Raw genomic sequence first — 18740 nt, 5'->3', positions numbered from 1 at the left:
TGGAAAATAGAGGCGGCAATACTAAGAGTTGCCTCGCGCTGTGTAAGTGACCGAGTAGACAATTTAGTGCAGTAGTGGTGGGCGCTTGTCGTCGCGCTGGGCAAGTTGTGCGTTAGCACACGTTGTCAATGGTGATCCAAAGGGGCGGATTTCGCATAAGAGTAGTTGCTTTTCATGATCCTGCTTCTTGCCCCTCCCCCAGGGGCTTTTTTTTGGTTCTTCGTAAATTCAGGTGGGTAGGTTGCAAAAACAGGCGGGTTATCGGTTGATAGTAATCGACCAAAACCACCAGCAACCGACTTCCCGCCTGTGTTTACTGATTCTGCGCTATCTCAGCATTTATTTGAAGGTTTTCAAGCCGACACACACAAGATAGAGGGGGGCTGGCTACACCTTCACCTGTCCCGCGATCGCGGGGTTCATCCTCGTTGCTCAAACTGTGGCAGAGCCTGCCGACAGGTTCATGACCACCGCCACCGGCGTGTTCGCGACCGGGACTTCTTTGGTTATCAAGTCATGCTGCACATTGAGATCGGGCGCGTTCGCTGTGATACCTGCGGTGTTCGTGTTCAGCGGATTGCCTGGCTTTCTCCTTGTAAGCGTCTGACACGCCGACTACAGAGCCATGTAGAGGGGCTGTGCCGTCTTTTGCCTATCAAGCATGTTGCCTCGTTGCTGGCGCTGAATTGGCACACTGTTAAAGCCATCGACAAGCAGCGATTAGAGCGAGAGCTCGGTGATCCCGACTGGTCATCTGTAACGCGCTTGATGATGGATGAGTTTGCCCTCTTTAAGGGGCACCGCTACGCCACTGTGGTCGCAGATGCGGATACACAGGAAGTACTCTGGGTCGGTGAAGGCCGTAGCCGAGAGTCCATTCGCCCATTCTTTAAACAAATGGGCCGTCTGCCCAGCATATCCAGGCAGTCGCCATGGATATGAATACCGCCTTCGACCTCGAGGTTCAGCAGCATTGCCCCCAAGCCAGGGTTGTTTATGACCTGTTTCATGTCATCGCCAAATATGGCCGAGAGGTGATTGATCGAGTCAGGGTAGATCAGGCCAATCAACTCAAGGGGAACATGACAGCCCGAAAATGGATCAAGCGCAGCCGCTGGGTATTACTGAAAAATCGAGAGAACATGACGGGTGACCAGCAGAGTTATCTCGAGGAGCTATTGGCCGCCAACCAATCCCTCATGACCGTATACCTCCTCAAGGAGCAGCTCAAAGAGGTCTGGTACTGCCGGTCTCAATTAGTGGCTCTGCGGCAATGGAAGCTCTGGTGGAAGCAGGTACAAGATAGCGCTATCAAGCCCTTGCAAGACTTTGCGAGAAAGCTAAAGCCTTACCTTCCCGGTATTCTTGCCTCAGCCATCCACCCACTCAGTACCAGCAAGCTGGAGGGAATGAACAACAAGATAAAGGTGATCAAGCGAATGGCATACGGGTATCGGGATAACGACTATTTCTTCATGAAGATCAGGGCGGCGTTCCACCCTGATTTACGATGAACCTTTTTTTTTGGGTTAAATATCAATGCCTCGCCGCCGCCCCGCCCAACAACCGTGTCAGCTTTGCGAAAGGCAGGTAGCGCTGACCTTTCATCATTTGATCCCTCGAAAACTCCATCGTCGGCCACGCTTTTACAAGCGCTTTAACCGCAATGAATTAAACGCAGGGGTATGGCTGTGTCGCCCATGCCACAGCGGTATCCACCAGCTTTATGATGAGCTGACTCTCGGGCAGCAGTTTTCGAGCTTAGAGGCCTTACGCGACGATGAAGCGATAGCAAGGCATGTGAGGTGGGTGGCCAAGCAGCGTGTCGGTTCGTGACACGCTGCTAGAAGAAACGCCTTAGAAGCGGTAGCGCAGTGCCGCTCCGACCGTTTGAAAATCGAAGTCGTCGTCGCTGCCCTGTGCGTTGGTGCCCCCGGAGGCGGCATTGCCAAAGGCGTTGAAGGCGCCGTTATTCTGCCCCAGCAAGTCCTGCTCGCCACTGAAGTTGGTGGAGAAGTCAGCATCGCCGAGGTCGACATATTGATATTCGAAGGTGAGCGACAGCGGCCCGTTAAGCTTCACTTCAACGCCAATACCAACGTGGTAACCAATGTTGCGGTCATCCTTGCCGTTGTCACCACGAAAAGCGCCGGAGTTACCCTGCCAGCTGTAATCGACGTCGCCATAGGACGCGCCGAAGCTGAAGAAGGGCAGAATAGGCAGCTCGCTCGCATAGCCGATGTTGAACGAGGCATGGGTGAGTAGGTCGATTTCCCGGCGCTCGACATACGTGGCGGGCGTGGCCGAGAAGGCGCTTTGATCCTGCGATAAATCAGCTGAGGAAAGGCTGAATTCGGCGCCATAGACCCAGCGATCTTGCTGGAATTTATAGCCGATCGCGGCGCCCAGTAAGCTGCCCGCGTTAAATTCTCCGTTGAAGTTCTCGCCAAAGGCGCTGTCTATTGCGGCGCGGTTGTCGCTGCCATCTGCTCGGCGAAATTCCAACTCACCATTGTCACCTGGATTAAAACCCGCGCCTGCGCGTAGGTCGGTGTAGAGTCCCTGCCAGTTTTCAACGGCAAGTACAGATCCGCTCGCCGCCATCATCGATAGCAGCGCAAACGTGGTTCTTTTCATAAATCCCCCAAACTATCTTGTTATTTACAGCACAAAATACTGTTACGTATGTCGTAGTGGGGCGGATTTGGGGCTGTTTTCCGTGTTTTTTCTGCAAGTACTCGGGGGGTAATTTTCGCCGCTTACCGTGCCTTGGGAGGCAGTGTTGGCTGGCAAAGGCGGCATGCCTGGTCCGCGTTGCCGCCACCGGATTCAACATAGCGCACGCGGTGGGTGGCGTTGCCGCGGTTACTGGAAAATTGGAAACGCCGCTCACGGGGGCGTTGCCCGGTGTCTTCGCTGCATGTAGGGGCCGGTGTGTGGGGTTTCATCGCGGCTATCGCTCCGTTGGTGTGAGATGCAGTTTATCAGTCTGAAACAGGGCGGTGCAGCCCAGGCGCATGGGGGCAAAGCTGTCGTCGTTGCGGGGTAGATTCGTCGTGGATACACATTGCGGGCAATTTTATGCGCCACGTATAGTGCGCTGGCATCGTTAACAATAGCTAAAAAAGGATGAGTCATGTCACCGGAATCCTGCAACGGCTGGCGTATTGCCCGCTATCTCGACAACACCCTGGCTGGCGACGAGCTGCGCTGGGTGAGCGAGCCGTTACCCGAATTGGGGGAGGGGCAGCTTCTGCTGGAAACCTGCCTATTGTCGCTCGATGCATCCAATTTACTGTGGCTTAGCGAGAAGCGCGACTACCTGCCGCAGTTGCAGCTGGGCGAATTGATGCGCGGTAATGTGATCGCAAAAGTGGTCGCGTCGCGCCACCCCGACTTCGCGCTTGGTGATTATGTGATGAGTCTGCAGTCGTGGGCCGATTACAAGGTGGTAAGCGGTGATGAGCTGCTTAACGACGGCTTTACGCTGAGGTTTTCTCCCCACACTGATATTCCACTGGATGCCTACATGGGAACGCTGGGGCTCACTGCCTGGTCTGCGCATATTGGCTTGATGACGGTCGGCCGTTTGCAAGCGGGGCAGCGGGTGCTGATTAGCGGGGCGGCGGGTGCTACTGGGTTAATGGCTGCGCAATTGGCCAAGGCTGCCGGAGCTCAGGTGTTTGGTATCGCCGGTGGCAGCCGTAAATGTGAATTCCTCACCGAGCAGCTGGGCTTGGACGGCGCCGTTGATTATCGGGCAAGTCGCGATTTGACCGCCGACATTCGCGAAATGATCCCCGACGGCGTGGAGCTGTTTTTCGACAATGTCGGTGGCGAAATCCTTGATGCCGTGCTGCCCACAATGACTATCGGCGGCTGTATTGTTGCCTCGGGCAGTGTGTCGCAATACGGCAAGCAGGACAGCTACGGCGTGAAGAATTTACCGCTGGTGACGCTGCACCGCTTGCGCATGGAAGGCTTTTTAATTCTGGATCACATGGCTGAGGTGCCTGCTATATTGCAGCAGCTTGAGCAGTGGTTTCTGGCTGGAAAACTGGTAAACCAAAATCAGCTTTTCCACGGTTTGGAAAATGCGCCCAAAGCTCTAGCGACGCTGGCAGAGGGCGGAAATACCGGCAAGCTGGCAGTCTATGTAGGTAAGTATTCACATACCCCTTAATTATTGGTAGATGGGGATATTAATACGAGCGTATTTCTCAATGCTCTGAGTTTGGTCAAATTACGTACAGCAGGCATTCACTGGCAAAGGAGTGTGACATGTTACGTATGGCCATCCTCGGACTTTCAATGACGATTCTTTCAGCTTGCACCACGGCGCGTGACGCGCTCCCGGCACCGTCTTCGCTCGATCTTCAGCGCTTTATGGGAGACTGGTATGTGATCGGTTTTATTCCGCTGTTCCCCGAGCGCGATGCTCACAACGGGATAGAGAGCTACCAGCTTAAGGACGACGGCGGTATCGCCGTGGCTTACCATTTTCGCGATGGCAGTTTCAATGCCCCGCTCAAAACGTATCGCCCCTCGGCAACGGTTGTGGAGGGAACAGCGAACACCCAGTGGAAGATGCAGTTCCTTTGGCCGTTCAAGGCAGACTATCGGGTGGCCTATATCTCTGAGGATTACTCAGAAACCATTATCGGGCGAGAGAAGCGCGACTACGTGTGGCTGATGGCGCGTTCACCGCAGTTGTCGGAGACACGTTATCAGGAGCTTCTGGTGCGCATCGCCGAGATGGGCTACGACCTCAGCGAATTTAAGCGTCAGCCGCAACGCTGGCCAGAGGCGCAGCCGCGGCCGTCTGCTTTTCCGAAATAGTGCCGCACTCCACCCGCTATTGCGGAGAGGGCTGACTGGGGACGGGGTGACAGTGGTAGGGCTGAATGGCAACCGGCAGGGCGCTCATACGGGGAATGCCTGAGAAGCGGTCGTAGTCATCATCCGTGCTGATCAATGCCGAGGTGTTGCTGCCCTCACGGAACAAAATATCCTTCTGTTCAGGGGCAGTCGCGTTTTCAGAAAACGCCCCGTCACCGTAGGCATGGGCCATCGATAGTACGCCGGGTTTCAGTGTTTTATCGGCGTTGGCAATGCCAACAATCGCCCCATGCGCCGAGCGAATCTCAATGTAATCGCCATCATTGAGGCCGAGTGCTGCGAGATCATCCGGGTGCAAGTAGGCTGGATTGTACGGGCGTTTGGTTTTCACCAAGCGTGGCAGATCCCGCAGCGATGAGTTGTAGGCGTTTTTCATTCGGCGCGACACCAATGTAAACGGAAAGCGGTCATCGCGCGGCCTGGCCGCCACTGCGGCGTCAAGTTCGTCCATCATATCGGGGTTACCAATATCCAGCCGGGCTGTGCAGTCGGGGCGCTTGGCGGCGGCGACAATCTTCTCGGGGAACAGCGCGCCGTTCGGGTGCTTTTTCACTTCATCCAAGGGAATGCGAGAGCGGTTGCACAACAGCTCCAGCATGTCGTCGCTGGTAGGTTTGTTGTCCATATCCAGCATCACAAAGTCGCGCTCCTCACGCACCGTCGCCGTGCGCGATTGCATTGGGAAGCTGAATAGCCCAATGCCTAAACGCTGGGCCAGGCCGTAATAAAACTCCCACTCCTCGATTAAGTCGGAGCCCTCGGGCGTGTCCATCAACGCCGGGGCATACATGCCGAAGGGCTCACACAGCCCCCAGTGGTAGGAGAAGTTTTCCAGGTGCTCGACGGCGAGCGAAATGGTTGGCACTTCGTAGCTGACTTTCGGAGCAATAATGTAGTCGGCCAGTTTGGCGGTGGCCGACATTTTGATATCCACGTGAACCAGCAGCTCGAGCTTTTTCATCGCCGCCACGGTTTTCTGCTGGTCGGGCCAGGCCGCCACGGGGTTGCCGCTGTTGACGATAAGCGCCTTCACCTGGCCTTCGCCTTCCAGCAAAATCTCGTCTGCTAATGCCGCGGTGGGCATGCCTGCCGCGCTCTGCGAAAGGCCGCGCACGCGCAATGCTTCGCCAACATTGTGATAGGGGGCGGGGTCGGCCGCTTCGGCGATGGGCGTTGCCCGCGGCAGCAGTACACCGGGGTTGGCGACGGGCTCGCCCTCGCGCACGAAGCGGCCGCACAGGGTGTTCAGGCACAGCAGTAAATATTCGGTCAGCGAGCTGTGGCCGGACATATTGGCGCCGGTTAGGCCCGTGGCGACGCCGCGCTTAGCCATAGCAAATACCCGCGCAGCCTCAACAATTTGCTCAGCGGGAACGTCGGCGCGGGCAGCCGCATGCTCTGGGGTGTAGGGGGCAACGGCATTTTTCAGCTCGGTAAAACCTTTTACGTTTTCGGTAATAAAGGCGTCGTCGTATAACTGCTCTTTGATGATGACATGCAGCATTGCCGCCAGCACCGCGACATCTTCGCCGGGCGTTGGGCGCAGGTGAATTTGTGCGCGCGCGGCGGTTTCGGTTTTGCGCGGGTCGATCACGATGAGTTTCATACCATCTTTGATCTTGTCGGTGAGGCGTCGCGCGGGGTTTTGGCTGGGCACGCCGCCGGCAATCGTCACCATGGGGTTGCCGCCAAGCATCAGCCAAACATCGGAGTCGGCAAAGGCCTGGGGGCCGGCTTTCCAGTGACCGAGCATGGCGTTGGCGATATCTTTGCCCGGTTGGTCGATGGTGGCGCTGGCAAATATCATCGGTGATCCCAGCGAGGCCACCAGTGAGCCAAGCAACGTACCGGCGGCGGGGTAGGGGCCGGAGTAAGTGCCGAAATAAGCGGCCAGTGCGCGAGGCCCGTGTTGGTCGACGATGACCCGCAATTTTTCGGCAATTTCGTCCATCGCCTGCTCAATCGCGATGGGCTCAAAGCGGCCATCAGGCATGCGTTTCAGCGAGTGCAGCAAGCGGTCGGGGTGGCGAATATGCTCCACCGAGGCCTGGCCGCGACTGCAGCAAAATCCGTGATAGGTGGGGCTGGCCTTGTTGCCAGTCACCTTAACCGGGAGGCCATCTTCCATTTCCACAATGACCGGACAGGCGGCGTGGCACATTCGGCAAATTGAGGCATGTTGGCTGCGCGAGGACATCGTCGACTCCCAAAAAGGCTAGAGGTGTGGAGCGTGGCTGGACTATAGAAATGCACATGGTATAAATCAAATTATTAAATTTTATAAAAGATATAAAAATGAACGATATCTTGAAGGCCGACTTGAATGCCCTGAAGGTGCTGGATGTGCTTCTGGATGAGTGCAGTGTTTCTCAGGCGGCAAAGCGGTTGCATGTCACCCAGCCGAGTGTCAGCTACACATTGCAAAAACTGCGCGATTTGTTCGACGACCCCTTGTTTGTGCGCAACCCCCGGGGGTTAACGCCAACCTCCCGTGCTGAATCACTGCGGCCTGCCATCAAACAGTTGCTCAGCGATGCTCAGCAGTTGATCGCGCCGCCGCTATTTGTCCCCGAGGAGGCTGAATTCACACTGTCGGTCTCCGCGAATGACTACCTGCAAATCGCCCTGTTAGTGCCGCTGGTTCAGCGAATTCGTGCCCTCGCGCCAAAGGTGAAAGTTGCCCTGTTCGATCTGGACAGCAAGGCGGCTGCCGAGCGCGTTCGTGGCGGCGACCTGGATCTGATGTTGAGTTTTCCGCAGGCCCTGCCTGCCGACTTTTCCAGCGAAGAGCTTTTTACCGACCCTTATATCGCGGCGGCAAGGCAGGGGCACCCGCTGGCAGACCAGCAAGCCTCCGCAGAGTCGTTTTTACGCTACGACCATGTCATTGTTTCGCCCACGGGGTTTGCTTTTGAGGGAGGCCTGTTCCGCGACCTGCATCACTCGCCGTTACTCGACAAAGTGGCGGTTACGCTGCCCAATTTTGCGGTGTTGCCGAGTTTGCTGGCGGGCAGCGATCTCATCGCGATGATCCCGCGCCGGCTGTTATCGGTAATGTCTGGCCCGCTGAGTGAGGTAAAGATTGCGGCGACGATGCCGTCGATCACCGTCGCCGCAGCGTGGCATCCGCGCCTGGACCATGATCTCGCCCACCGCTGGGTGCGCAAGCTGTTGCGTGCAGAGGCGCTGCTGGCCTGAGGGTCAGCCCGGAATGTTATCTCGCTGTCATATAACTATGCTAAAACCTATAGGGCTGTCATCTCGGTGTCACACGGCTGCCATTTTTTAGCGCTGGGCGCTGCGGTCAAGTAATAGAAAATATTAGTTAGAAAACTAGAGGGGAAGGTTGGATGAATCCATTACTTAAAGAAGCGGAGCGCAAGGGCTGGTCGCGGCGACTATTTCTGCGCAACCTGTTGTTCTCGGCAGGCAGTGTTGCCACGGCAAGCTGGTTGACCGCCTGTGGTGGCAGTTCGTCCAGTTCCAGCAGCAATGGTAGTGCGACGTTCTCCAGTAAATTTCGCAACATAGGCCCTCTGCAAGAGCCCAATGACGACGGCATTCGCCTGCCCCTGGGGTTCACCTCCCGTCAGTTGGCGGTATTTGGCGAGCCGCCAGTACCCAGTGTTGACCCGCTGTTCTTCTGGCATTCAGACCCCGATGGCGGCGGCACATTCAGAACCGACGACGGTGGCTGGATCTACGTTAGTAACTCCGAAGCGCGCGACCTGACAACGATTCGCGACCAGGACCCGACTGGGGAATTCCGACGCAATCTAGACCGCGATACCGCCGCGTTCTTGCCGCCATTTTTCGGCGGCGGGGTCAGTGCCTTGCGCTTTGATGCGGCGGGTAATCTTGTCGATGCCTACCCCTGCCAGCGCGGTACCACCACGAATTGCTCTGGCGGCGCCACCCCCTGGGGAACCTGGATTAACGGCGAGGAGATCTGGGACGGCAAGATGTTTGAATGCAGCCCGCTTCGCGACGGCGGCGAGGCTGTTGAGCTGCCGTGCTTCGGCCGCAAAGCCCACGAAATGGTGGCGGTTGATGCCGAGCGCCGAGCGATTTACCACACCGAAGATATCGACAGCGAGACCGACCGCTTCTATCGCACCGCCTGGACGAGCAGCAGCTGGCCGGTAGCCAATGAGCGCCCCGACATGGCTGCCGGGAAACTGCAGGTGCTGTATGTGCCTGCGGGCATTGATGCCGCGCGTGCCGGCCCCACGCCGATTGTATGGAACGATGCCATTGACGACGGCCGCGCTCAGCCTGCAACGGTGGGTGAGGTCGACGCCACGATCTTTGGTGGCAATGAAGGCGTTTGGTACCTCAATGGCTTTATCTTCTTCTCCACGAAGAGTGACGACAATATCTGGGCCATTGATATTGACGGCGAAACCATCGAGAGCATCTACGCCCCTCGGGATGACGTGGCAGGCTCCCCCTTCGACAATGCCGAAGAGCCGATGACAGGGGTGGACAATATTGCCATGACCCTGGACGGTGAAATGCTGGTGGTGGAAGACGGCGGTTTTATGCGCTGCATGGTGCTGTTGCCGGACCGAACCACCATTCCGCTGTTACAGCTTCCCGGCAACCCTAGCCTCACTGAGGTGACTGGCATTGCCATTGCCCCCACTGGGGACCGCTTATACGTATCCGGGCAGCGCAGCCGTCCTTTAGGCTTGTTGCCGCCGGAATTGGAACCCGGCTCGCCTATTCCAACCCGCGTGGCAGGCGTCACCTATGAAATTCAAATGCCGTTTAAAGTGAGAGTGGATCGTCCGCTGGCGAAGGCATTGAGCTAACGACAACTGCTCATATTCGATAGGCCGCATACGCGGCCTTTTTTATGATTAAAACTGGTTTATATCGGCCTATTTAGAGCTCAATTTGTACCGATTGGAAGGTGTCGAGAACGGGGCTTGCCACCTCTTTCATAAAGCGCTGGTGGCTGGGGTGATTAACATAGGTTTTTAAGTCAGCCTCGCAGAGAAACTCGGCCACTAACGCGTTGTCGGCATTGCCGCGATACAGTTTTGCATCGGGGCCAAAGTGGTAGGAGACCATCTCTGGAATATCTTCTGGAAGGCGGGCTAGCCCCTGGCTAACAGCGTCTATTTCAGTTTGCGTGGTTTCGGGCTTCCACGTGAGTAGTACGATGTGTTTAATCATTTTAATCCCGTAAACATAGTGGATGTGCGTGCCTGGGCGCCTGTGTGGCCGCTGCAGACCCATTCGCGATGGTGGTTAAGTAATATTGTTGGACTCCGACCATATGCGCAGATCGTCCAAAATTTTCAGCGCACTGCGGCCGAAGTCTGTCAGCGCATAATTGACGGCGATCGGGCGCTCGCTGATCACGGTACGCGTCACCATATTGCGCGCTTCAAGCTCTTTCAGGCGTTGATCTATCATCTTCTTACTTGCCCCGCCGAGCATTCGTACCAGGTCATTAAACCGTACTGGGCCGTCTTTTAGGTGGTAAATAATTGAGCCAGTCCATTTTCCACCAATCACCCTCATGCCGCGCTCAATCGAGCAGGGCTCCAGGCAGGCATCACTGGCGGTTCGGCGGCCTCGTTCGTCAACGTTCACCCGTGCTTTCATTGTGTGCTTTCCCCGTTCTTCGCCCAACTGTACCCGTTGGGCTGATTCAAAGGTAACTAAAAGGTAACTGGTTGTTTTTGGTAACCACTGCCGATATCGTCCTCTCATTGCTTGGCTTAATCAAGTCCTGACCTGACTGGAGGGTTTCATGAGTAATATTCTGATTATCAATGGGCATCAGCCCTATGACTTCGCAAAGGGCGAGTTAAACGCAGCCTTCGTTGCCGCCGCTGCAGCCTACTTTGGCGAGTGCGGCGACGCCGTGCGCCAGACGGTTGTTGCCGATGGCTACAATGTTGATGAGGAGGTGGCTAACCATCAGTGGGCAGATGTTGTGCTGATGCAATTCCCCGCGAACTGGATGGGGGTACCCTGGTCTTTCAAAAAGTACATGGACGAGGTGTATACCGCAGGCATGGATGGGCGACTGTGCGAAGGGGACGGCCGCAGCGCCGCTGAGCCCAAGCGCAACTATGGCACTGGGGGAGTGTTGGCGAACACACGCTACATGTTGTCGGTGACGTTCAATGCCCCAAAGGAGGCCTTTGACGATCCCGCTGAGCCATTTTTTAGCGGCATGAGTGTCGATGATTTACTCGCACCAGTTCATTTAAATATGAAGTTTTTTGCCGCGACGCCGCTGCCTACTTTCTCTGCGCACGATGTGATGAAGGCGCCTGATATCGACAGTGACTTTACGCGTTTTCAACGCCACCTCGCCACTCACCTTTAATGGTTTTACCTGGGAGATGCCATTATGACAACGCCTAAACTAGAAGCGGGTATGCCTTTTCCGAGCATACACGTTACCGCCGAAGATCAAACGACTCGCGATATTACTGCGCCACAGAATGGGTGTGACTGGATGATGATTGTCGTCTATCGCGGCAAGCATTGCCCTCTGTGTACGCGGTACTTGAACAGTCTGGAGGAGGTCAGAGAGACGCTCAGAAATAGTGGGGTAGATATTGCCGCGGTGTCCGCCGATAGCCCTGAGCAGCTGGCAGCGCACAAAGCCGAACTCAAGGTTAACTTCCCCCTGTACACTGGCTTGTCTGTCGAGCAAATGCAGGCCCTGGGCCTGTATATTTCTGACCCGCGATCAGCGCAGGAAACCGACCATCCCTTTGCGGAGCCCGGTATATTCGTTATCAATGCTGAGGGCCAGCTACATGTGGTGGATATCTCAAATAACCCCTTCGTTCGCCCAGAGATAAGCACCTTGGTTTCCGGTTTGCGCTGGATACGAGACCCGGACAACAACTATCCGGTAAGAGGTAAGCGAGCCTATCAATGATACGGTTGGGCAAACGGAACAAGCGGTGAGCGAGCGCGCTCACCTCACCTTGGCAGCAAGGACTGCGTTCTTATCGCAACCCTGTGTTATCGCTATTCTGGCGAGAGTCGATCATTGATTTGCTGGTTGAATACCGCCAGTGCCCCTTCAAACCGACCGAAGTTTAGTGCTTCGTTTGCGCCTGAGCGCAGCCCCTGTTGTATGCTCTCGCCAATTTCAAAATCCTCGCTGAGCGTTTTCACGGTTATCGCATGATTTTTCGCCCAGTGCGCTAGGTCTTTGTCCGTTTCGACGCGGTTTGCCGGCACCAGTGTACACAGCCGCATGCGCGTAGACGACGCGCTGAGTGGCTCAAAGTGCACCCATCCAATATGGTCAGGCTGCACCAGGAGCTGGGTGGTTGGGAACAAGGTGTAGACCACCTGAGCATGGTCGCGCAGCTGCCAGTCAGCTTCAGCTTGCGTGCGCAAGTCGGCCATTGAGCGCTTGGCAAGTATGGAGCGCAGGTGCGGCCCGCTGCTTTCGTAGCTCGATAAGTTGTCAAAGAAGTAAGGCGCGATGGTGTTTCGGTGGGCCACGCGGAAGTGATAGGCTTCTATGCCGCCCTCCACCAACAACTTCCAATTCACCTCACGGGTTTGCTCCTCTACATGAAGAAGCTGCAGTGACTCGCCGCCAAACCATGAAAAGTCCGGGGCGTAGTCCTGCAAAAAGGCGGGGATATCCGGCGCTTCTTCGCCGGCCGGATTTACCCACAGCCAACCACCAAACTCGCTGCAACCAAGTCGTTTTAAGCCGTGTTGGGCGCGGTCCAGATCGGGGAAGCCCAGCTTTTGATGGGGTACGCCAATGAGCTCGCCGCGGTTGTCCCAGGTCCAGGCGTGGTAGGGGCAGGTGAAGCGGTGTTTGCAGCCAGATTGTTCATCTACCAATCGCGTGCCCCGGTGGCGGCAAACATTTAAGAAAACATGCACGTGGCCATCGGCATCGCGGGTGATCAGCAGAGGTAAGCCGGCCAGTGTGCGGCGCAGAAAGGCGCCGGGTTCTTTCAACTCGCTGCTGTGCACCAGAGGCTGGGGTAGTTGCCGGAAAATGGCGGCCTGTTCCCGCTCGAAAATCGACGCCGAATAGTAGTGCTCAACAGGGTTATGGCTAACGCTGGCGTCAAGAAAGGCAGACTTTTCTTCATTGAGTTTCAGCAACTCGTTAATGCGATGGATTTCAGTTGTGTGTTTCACGCTGCGACCCCTTGCGATTTACGCGACTTACCATGTGGTAAGTGAAACCATGCTTACCACATGGTAAGCTGTCAAGCGGCAATAAAGTGTGGCAAACAGCCCGTTTGAAAAAAACAGTAGGAGCGCATGGTGACGAGTGAGGCAGCGGATACGCGACAGCAATTTTTGTCGGTGGCAACACGTCTGTTTGCCGAGCGCGGTTTCTATGGCACCAGCATTGCGGCCATTGCCGACGAGTTGCCCTATACCAAGCAGGCCCTGCTTCACCACTTTGGCAGCAAGGAAAAGCTATATGGCGAAGTGCTTAAAGGAATTTCTGACCAGTTGATGGCAGAACTAGAGGCAGCGCGCGATGCCACAAGCGGCGAGGGTAGCAGTGCCTTGGAAGACACGCTGATACGCTTTTACCGCCTGCTGGAAGGGCAGACCCACAAAACGCAGCTGCTAATGCGCGAACTCCTGGACAACAAACACCGCGCAACCTCTGCCAATGTCTGGTACTTGCGGCCATTTTTGGAGTCGCTTATCGCGTTGGCCAAGCAGGCCTCGCCGTCCACCTTTTCGTCCGATGCTCAGGCCTTAATTACCGTGTATCAGCTGCTCGGGGCGATGAATTACTTTTTGGTTTCCGAGCCGACATTGAGCCAGATGTTTGGTGAGGAAATGTATCGCGAACTGCGCAGCGGCTACGAGGAAAAACTCAGAGTATTGATCTCGCAAGCCATTGGCTGACCCACACAAATTTCGCGCGATTAAATATCGCCTGGCGTCTGCTACCCGGTACTTAGTGCCCGCGCCTTTGTCTTGACCGAGTTAATTAAGTCGGTATGATCGCTCCCTGTTCCAGGTGCCCAATTGTTGTTTTACTTGGGTTAAACGGGAAACAGGTGCGCATACTGTGCTGATTCTGGCCATGCATGCTAGCCCTGTGCTGCCCCCGCAACGGTAATCAGAAGTAGTTTGGCACGGCCACTGTCTCACGACGGGAAGGCGTCAAACATTTGGAGAGATCCACTTCTGTAAGCCCGGAGACCGGCCTGAACACAGTGCGTAGTTGCGGTGGGCGACGTAGCAGGGTCAGTTTTCCCTTCTAAATTCCTCCCTTTTCGACAACCGCGTTTTATCAATCACATGCGGGTGGGCATGCGAGCGCAATAGCTGGTTATGCCAGTTGTCGAGATGTCCATTTGCACGCGGTATCACAGCCTTACTTTGGCTGCCGTACAGGAAGGGACTTCGGGTGAATCAGCATTTTAATAAGTGGCACCGGACTAAGGCGTTACTGGTATTCCTTCTCGCACTGACAGCGAGTGTGTTGTGCTCGGCGGCGCAGGCGAGCCTGGTGATCGTCTCCGACCGCTCTTCCTCGGTGCTGGTGGCGGGCGCTCACCGCTATCTTGATAAGAAGCCGCAGGCGGATATAGCGATTCGCACCGTTAGCCAAGTAGAGCGCCTGAACGACGCAGATTTACAACAGCTGCTGCTGAGTCATCATTCCTTACTTCTCGCCGGGGTGTTCGGCGAATCCGTCGAACGCCTGCTGGCAATGGCGTATCCGCGCGGTCAACGCCGCTTTGTATTGCACAGTGACAACCGGCTTATGGCGCTGCAGCGCGATGCCAATGGGCAGCCGTTTTCCAGCGCCGTTAGTCAGCAGTTTGTGGGCAGCGAGGGCCTGGCGCTGGATGCTGAGTCACTGGCGGCCAGTCAGCAAAAATTTCCTGAGTACAGCGCGTGGTTGCAGGCGCGGGCGTATTGGATTCACCGCTCGGCGGTGAATGCCGAGTCGTTGATTGCGCTGCTGAATGATGGGGATGCCGCACCACTGCGCGAACAGGCGCCGCTGCGTTTGGCCTTACACGGTAAACAAGGGGAGCGTTGGCTGACGAGTGACGAGCTGGATAAATCACTGTCTGCCGATAAACCCATTGTTTGGGTGCTCGACCACAACACCGGCGACCTCAACGGTGAATGGGCGTTGCATCGCGCTATTTGCGCAAACCAGCAGTGGCAGTGCGTCTCGTTATTGGCGGCATGGGGTGAGCCCAGCGTCGACGCTGTAGATACCATCGCAACGCTAATGGCCGGTAAGCGTGCGGCGACGCCCTCGGTCATTATTTCTCTGCAGGACTTTGTCGTCGGCGGCGGTGAAGGTCGCCAAGCGGTTCTCGATGCACTGCAAGCGCTTAACCTGCCTGTGTTGAAAGGCCTGCGGGTGCTGGACTGGGGCTATAGTGACTGGCAGCTTTCCGCTCAGGGTTTGCCCGCAGATTCAGTGCACTACCGGTTGGCCATGCCTGAACTACAGGGCATTGGACAGGCGCAAATTCTCTCGCTGGCGTCAGACTCCGGTATCGACCCGGCCACCGGTGCCAAGCTGCGTCGCAGCAAAGTGGTGGGCGCTGAGTTGGCCCGGCAACTGCGGCGGGTAGAGCGTTGGTTGGCGCTGCAAAACAAGCGCAACGTCGATAAACGGATCGCCATTGTCTACTACAACCACCCTCCCGGTCGCCACAATATCGGCGCAGATAATCTCAATGTGCCCGACAGTTTGCTGGAAATGCTGCAGGCATTGCAGTCTGCGGGCTATCACACCGGAAAGCTTCCGGAGAATACCGAGGCCTTGCTGAGTTTGCTGCAGGAACGGGGCGTGAATTTACCTGAAGATCGCCAGGCATTGGCGGAGATGTCTGGCAAGGTCGCCAGCCTGAGTGCAGACGATTACCGGAAGTGGTTTGCCACGCTGCCCAAGGTCGTACAGCAGGAAATGGTGGCTGGCCCGCTGGGAGAGTTACACCAGCGTATGGTGAGTCAGCTTGAGCGGCTCAGCGCACTTCAGGATTTTCGCCTGCGCCAGAAACGTTTAACGCTACTCACCGAGAGTATGCACAATACCGTCACGAATCTTCACCACGCCCTCGATGGTGTGCGTCAAAAAAGCCGCAATCGGGCACTGGATTTATTGGAGCAGCTAGAGAGCGAATACCAGGCGCAAATTGATGCTGTGGCCAGTGGTGGCCAGGCGTCATGGCGGGCCGCCGAGGCGCGGGTGGCAGCGCTGGTTGCGCTGGGCATTGAAGGCATTCGCGGCTGGGGCGACGCTCCCGGTAAGGTGATGGTCTGGGACGAGCGTTTGCTGGTGCCTGGCGTTCGCTTTGGCAATGTCTTCGTCGGCCCGCAGCCACCGCGGGGCTGGGAACTGAACGAAGAGCTGTTGCACGCCAATTTGAGTTTTCCGCCGCCGCATCAGTACCTAGCGTTCTATCGCTACTTGCAGGATGACTTTGGCGCCGATGCGCTGGTGCATGTGGGTCGTCATTCCACCTACGAGTTTTTGCCGCGCCGGGGTGTGGGCCTGGGGGAAGACGACTACCCGAGCATTATCGCGGGTGATTTGCCGGGGGTGTATCCCTACATCGTCGATGGTGTTGGCGAAGGGATTCAAGCCAAACGCCGTGGCTTAGCGGTGATGGTGGATCACTTAACACCGCCTCTGGCAGTTACTGAGCTTTACGATGAGCTATTGGAAGTGCGGCAGTTAGTGGAGAGCGCCGAGGCCGCGAGTGACCCGTTCATCCGCAGCGGCGCGCTGGCGCAGCTCAGGGCGAAAATCGATGAATATGGTCTGCGCGATGAGCTGGAAGCGTCTATGGACGAAGAGCTAAAAGTGCGAGGTATCGGTTTTGAAGAGATTGATGAAGAGCTCTTTCTCCACGAAGTCGGCCACTACCTGACCCATGTTCAGGAAGACTTTATGCCGCTGGGCCTGCATGTATTGGGTCGCGATTGGAGCACGACCGGCGTTGATACCATGTTGGCTTCGATGGCCGACAGCGGCGCGACTAAGGCTGAAAAAGCGGTGTGGCGGCGAGACCTGACGCGTTCTCCCAAAGCCGAGATGACCGCGCTACTCAATGGCTTGAATGGGCGCTTTGTTGCCCCCGGTAAAGGCAACGACCCGATTCGAACCCCCGAGGCCTTGCCCACCGGGCGCAACTTTCACGCCCTGGACGGCAGTCTTATTCCCAGCAAGCTCGGCTATCAGGTTGGGCGCCAGCTGGCTGATCAGGTGCTTCGCGGTGAGCAAGGCGACGAGGTTCTGCTGCGTGAAAAAGCCCAGCGCGTTGCCGCCAAATACGGCGAAGCGGGTCCTGCCAATAAACAGGGCGTGATTCTTTGGGCTTCGGATGCGGTGCGAGACGAGGGGGCGATGGTGGCCTTTGGCCTCAAACTGCTGGGTATGCGACCGGTGTGGAACAGTCGCGGCATTGTAAAAGGGCTGGAGCGCATCGAACTGGGCGAGGATCAGGCCCGGCGTATGGACGTGTTGTTTACCGCCTCTGGGCTGTTTCGCGATTTATACGGGCGACATATGGCCTTGCTTGATCGCGCCGTGTTAATGGCGCTGGATGCCAGCCGCGACACCATCGCAGAGCGATACCCGAATTTACGGCCCGCCCTCAACGCCGCGCTGGCGCTGATCGAAGACACCGCCGCCGGTGGTCGCGAGCCGCTGGAGAAAAACCAAGTGGCGACTAACTGGGTGGCAGAGGCGCGCGCGATGCTCGCCGCGCAGCCGGGGATGCATGCCAGTGAAGTGGGGCGGCAAGCCAGCCTGCGCGTCTTTGGTATTGCGCCGGGCGGTTACGGCGCAGGTATTAACCGACTGGTTGAGCGTTCAGGTGCCTGGAAAGACCGGAAAGAACTGGGCGAGGTCTACCTTAAGCGTATGGGGCATGCCTTCGGCGTGGGTTTACAGGGCGAGGCGGCGCAGCAAGTGTTTCGCGACCAGCTGGCGGGTGTATCCAAAACCTTTCTCGGGCGCGCCAGTAACCTCTACGGTTTGATCGACAATAACGACGCCTTCGACTACCTCGGCGGTTTTAATTTGGCCGTGGAAACCGTCACCGGCCGCCAGCCGGAAAGCGCTGTGATCAATCATGCCCGCAGCGATGCGCTGCGCATGGATAGCCTACAGAAAACGCTCGCCACCGAGTTGCGCGGTCGCTTCTTCAATCCTCAATGGATCAAACCCTTAATGGAAGAGGGTTACGCCGGTGCGCGCACCATGGGCAGTGAATTCGTCGAGTACCTCTGGGGCTGGGAAGTCACCAGCCCGGAGTTAATCAGCGACGCGGTGTGGAACGAACTAAAAGACGTTTACATCGACGACAGCCGCGACCTCGGGCTGGATATCTTCCTGAGCGAAGGTGATAAACGCTATGTGCAAACCAATATTTTGGCGGTGATGTTGGTGGCCATCGACAAAGGCTTCTGGCAGGCCGGTGAGCAAATCACCGCCCAGCTCGCCCAGCAGTTTGCCAGCAATATTATTGAGCACGGCAACCCTGGCAGCGGCCACACCCATGCCAATCACCCAATGTATGAGCTAGTAAAAGCCCAGCTCAGCGTCGAGCGCGCTGCGGAGCTTGAGGCCGTGTTGGCGCGCAGCCGCACGGCGGCTGAGCAACCGGCTGCTCAGCCCAGCACCATTCGTGAAGTGCAAGTGGCACCTAGCGAGCTAGCGCCGGACCAGCGTGCCAAGGAGTCGTCGGCAGAGAAGGGCGGCGCTGAACAGAGTGAGCCGGCGCGCAGTGCCATGTCGCCAACATGGTATTGGCTGCTGGCAATTGTCGTCGTGATATTTGGTGCGGGTATTCGCCGCGGTTTGCGCGCTAATGCGTAACCGT

The 18740-nt window shown here is 56.7% G+C and carries 16 protein-coding genes and 1 riboswitch; of the genes, 10 read left to right on the top strand and 6 right to left on the bottom strand.

Going from position 1 to position 18740, the window contains the following annotated elements; translation table 11 throughout:
- The first annotated feature begins 309 nt into the window (after positions 1-309).
- Both AC2Q8J_RS06915 and AC2Q8J_RS06910 read left to right on the top strand, forming a co-directional pair.
- A complete protein-coding gene (locus AC2Q8J_RS06915) occupies positions 310-942 on the top strand; it encodes a transposase family protein (protein WP_486452490.1) in 633 nt (210 codons plus the stop codon).
- On the top strand, positions 933-1514 hold the full coding sequence (locus tag AC2Q8J_RS06910) for an ISL3 family transposase (protein WP_486451405.1): 582 nt from the start codon (positions 933-935) through the stop codon (positions 1512-1514). The genes AC2Q8J_RS06915 and AC2Q8J_RS06910 overlap by 10 nt, the downstream gene beginning before the upstream one ends.
- A 343-nt stretch (positions 1515-1857) precedes the next feature.
- Here AC2Q8J_RS06910 and AC2Q8J_RS06905 read toward each other — a convergent pair whose 3' ends face one another.
- Together AC2Q8J_RS06905 and AC2Q8J_RS06900 are read right to left on the bottom strand one after the other, a co-directional pair.
- Positions 1858-2637 (bottom strand): outer membrane protein, encoded by a 780-nt coding sequence (locus AC2Q8J_RS06905; protein WP_486452489.1) that lies wholly within the window; start codon positions 2635-2637, stop codon positions 1858-1860.
- Between the two features lie 122 nt (positions 2638-2759).
- Positions 2760-2948 (bottom strand): hypothetical protein, encoded by a 189-nt coding sequence (locus AC2Q8J_RS06900; RefSeq protein ID WP_348655325.1) that lies wholly within the window; start codon positions 2946-2948, stop codon positions 2760-2762.
- A gap of 188 nt (positions 2949-3136) precedes the next feature.
- Between AC2Q8J_RS06900 and AC2Q8J_RS06895 the strand changes: the two genes are divergently transcribed.
- Positions 3137-4183, top strand: a complete 1047-nt coding sequence (locus tag AC2Q8J_RS06895) for an MDR family NADP-dependent oxidoreductase (RefSeq protein ID WP_486452488.1) — start codon at positions 3137-3139, stop codon at positions 4181-4183.
- A 98-nt stretch (positions 4184-4281) separates the two neighbouring features.
- Positions 4282-4839 carry a lipocalin family protein gene (locus AC2Q8J_RS06890; protein WP_486452487.1) on the top strand — a complete coding sequence of 186 codons (558 nt, stop codon included), beginning with the start codon at positions 4282-4284 and terminating at the stop codon, positions 4837-4839.
- Positions 4840-4855: 16 nt separating this feature from the next.
- Here AC2Q8J_RS06890 and AC2Q8J_RS06885 read toward each other — a convergent pair whose 3' ends face one another.
- Positions 4856-7096, bottom strand: a complete 2241-nt coding sequence (locus AC2Q8J_RS06885) for a molybdopterin-containing oxidoreductase family protein (RefSeq protein WP_486452486.1) — start codon at positions 7094-7096, stop codon at positions 4856-4858.
- Between the two features lie 98 nt (positions 7097-7194).
- On the opposite strand from AC2Q8J_RS06885, the gene AC2Q8J_RS06880 reads away from it, so the two are divergent.
- The gene (locus AC2Q8J_RS06880; protein WP_486452485.1) at positions 7195-8097 is read left to right on the top strand and encodes a LysR family transcriptional regulator; all 903 of its coding nucleotides are present in this window, start codon (positions 7195-7197) and stop codon (positions 8095-8097) included.
- 152 nt (positions 8098-8249) lie between these two features.
- Positions 8250-9713, top strand: a complete 1464-nt coding sequence (locus AC2Q8J_RS06875) for an alkaline phosphatase PhoX (protein WP_424145744.1) — start codon at positions 8250-8252, stop codon at positions 9711-9713.
- 73 nt (positions 9714-9786) lie between these two features.
- Here the strand turns inward: AC2Q8J_RS06875 and AC2Q8J_RS06870 are convergent, their stop codons facing one another.
- Both AC2Q8J_RS06870 and AC2Q8J_RS06865 read right to left on the bottom strand, forming a co-directional pair.
- Complete coding sequence (locus AC2Q8J_RS06870; protein WP_486452484.1) at positions 9787-10080, bottom strand: Dabb family protein; 294 nt, start codon at positions 10078-10080, stop codon at positions 9787-9789.
- A 75-nt stretch (positions 10081-10155) separates the two neighbouring features.
- Complete coding sequence (locus AC2Q8J_RS06865; protein ID WP_204995175.1) at positions 10156-10515, bottom strand: winged helix-turn-helix transcriptional regulator; 360 nt, start codon at positions 10513-10515, stop codon at positions 10156-10158.
- A gap of 148 nt (positions 10516-10663) precedes the next feature.
- Here AC2Q8J_RS06865 and AC2Q8J_RS06860 point away from each other — a divergent pair, with 148 nt between their 5' ends.
- Together AC2Q8J_RS06860 and AC2Q8J_RS06855 are read left to right on the top strand one after the other, a co-directional pair.
- The gene (locus AC2Q8J_RS06860) at positions 10664-11248 is read left to right on the top strand and encodes an NAD(P)H-dependent oxidoreductase (RefSeq protein ID WP_486452483.1); all 585 of its coding nucleotides are present in this window, start codon (positions 10664-10666) and stop codon (positions 11246-11248) included.
- A gap of 24 nt (positions 11249-11272) precedes the next feature.
- Positions 11273-11812, top strand: coding sequence for a redoxin domain-containing protein (locus AC2Q8J_RS06855; protein WP_486452482.1), 540 nt, complete (start codon positions 11273-11275; stop codon positions 11810-11812).
- Positions 11813-11904: 92 nt separating this feature from the next.
- On the opposite strand, the gene AC2Q8J_RS06850 is transcribed toward AC2Q8J_RS06855, so the two are convergent.
- Positions 11905-13050 (bottom strand): aromatic ring-hydroxylating oxygenase subunit alpha, encoded by a 1146-nt coding sequence (locus AC2Q8J_RS06850; RefSeq protein WP_486452481.1) that lies wholly within the window; start codon positions 13048-13050, stop codon positions 11905-11907.
- A gap of 126 nt (positions 13051-13176) precedes the next feature.
- Between AC2Q8J_RS06850 and AC2Q8J_RS06845 the strand changes: the two genes are divergently transcribed.
- Both AC2Q8J_RS06845 and AC2Q8J_RS06840 read left to right on the top strand, forming a co-directional pair.
- A complete protein-coding gene (locus AC2Q8J_RS06845; RefSeq protein ID WP_486452480.1) occupies positions 13177-13782 on the top strand; it encodes a TetR/AcrR family transcriptional regulator in 606 nt (201 codons plus the stop codon).
- A 96-nt stretch (positions 13783-13878) separates the two neighbouring features.
- Positions 13879-14106: riboswitch (cobalamin riboswitch) on the top strand.
- Positions 14107-14290: 184 nt separating this feature from the next.
- Positions 14291-18736 (top strand): cobaltochelatase subunit CobN, encoded by a 4446-nt coding sequence (locus AC2Q8J_RS06840; RefSeq protein WP_486452479.1) that lies wholly within the window; start codon positions 14291-14293, stop codon positions 18734-18736.
- Positions 18737-18740: the final 4 nt, after the last annotated feature.

It is taken from the genome of Spongiibacter sp. C9W (assembly GCF_057370015.1).
This window is presented reverse-complemented; position numbering and strand designations above follow the sequence as displayed.

Excerpts from the sequence above, each read along its gene's own strand:
- AC2Q8J_RS06910 (WP_486451405.1), top strand. The coding sequence starts at position 933 with ATGGATATGAATACCGCCTTCGACCTCGAGGTTCAGCAGCATTGCCCC.
- AC2Q8J_RS06905 (WP_486452489.1), bottom strand. The coding sequence starts at position 2,637 with ATGAAAAGAACCACGTTTGCGCTGCTATCGATGATGGCGGCGAGCGGA.
- AC2Q8J_RS06900 (WP_348655325.1), bottom strand. The coding sequence starts at position 2,948 with ATGAAACCCCACACACCGGCCCCTACATGCAGCGAAGACACCGGGCAA.
- AC2Q8J_RS06895 (WP_486452488.1), top strand. The coding sequence starts at position 3,137 with ATGTCACCGGAATCCTGCAACGGCTGGCGTATTGCCCGCTATCTCGAC.
- AC2Q8J_RS06890 (WP_486452487.1), top strand. The coding sequence starts at position 4,282 with ATGTTACGTATGGCCATCCTCGGACTTTCAATGACGATTCTTTCAGCT.
- AC2Q8J_RS06885 (WP_486452486.1), bottom strand. The coding sequence starts at position 7,096 with ATGTCCTCGCGCAGCCAACATGCCTCAATTTGCCGAATGTGCCACGCC.
- AC2Q8J_RS06880 (WP_486452485.1), top strand. The coding sequence starts at position 7,195 with ATGAACGATATCTTGAAGGCCGACTTGAATGCCCTGAAGGTGCTGGAT.
- AC2Q8J_RS06875 (WP_424145744.1), top strand. The coding sequence starts at position 8,250 with ATGAATCCATTACTTAAAGAAGCGGAGCGCAAGGGCTGGTCGCGGCGA.
- AC2Q8J_RS06870 (WP_486452484.1), bottom strand. The coding sequence starts at position 10,080 with ATGATTAAACACATCGTACTACTCACGTGGAAGCCCGAAACCACGCAA.
- AC2Q8J_RS06865 (WP_204995175.1), bottom strand. The coding sequence starts at position 10,515 with ATGAAAGCACGGGTGAACGTTGACGAACGAGGCCGCCGAACCGCCAGT.
- AC2Q8J_RS06860 (WP_486452483.1), top strand. The coding sequence starts at position 10,664 with ATGAGTAATATTCTGATTATCAATGGGCATCAGCCCTATGACTTCGCA.
- AC2Q8J_RS06855 (WP_486452482.1), top strand. The coding sequence starts at position 11,273 with ATGACAACGCCTAAACTAGAAGCGGGTATGCCTTTTCCGAGCATACAC.
- AC2Q8J_RS06845 (WP_486452480.1), top strand. The coding sequence starts at position 13,177 with ATGGTGACGAGTGAGGCAGCGGATACGCGACAGCAATTTTTGTCGGTG.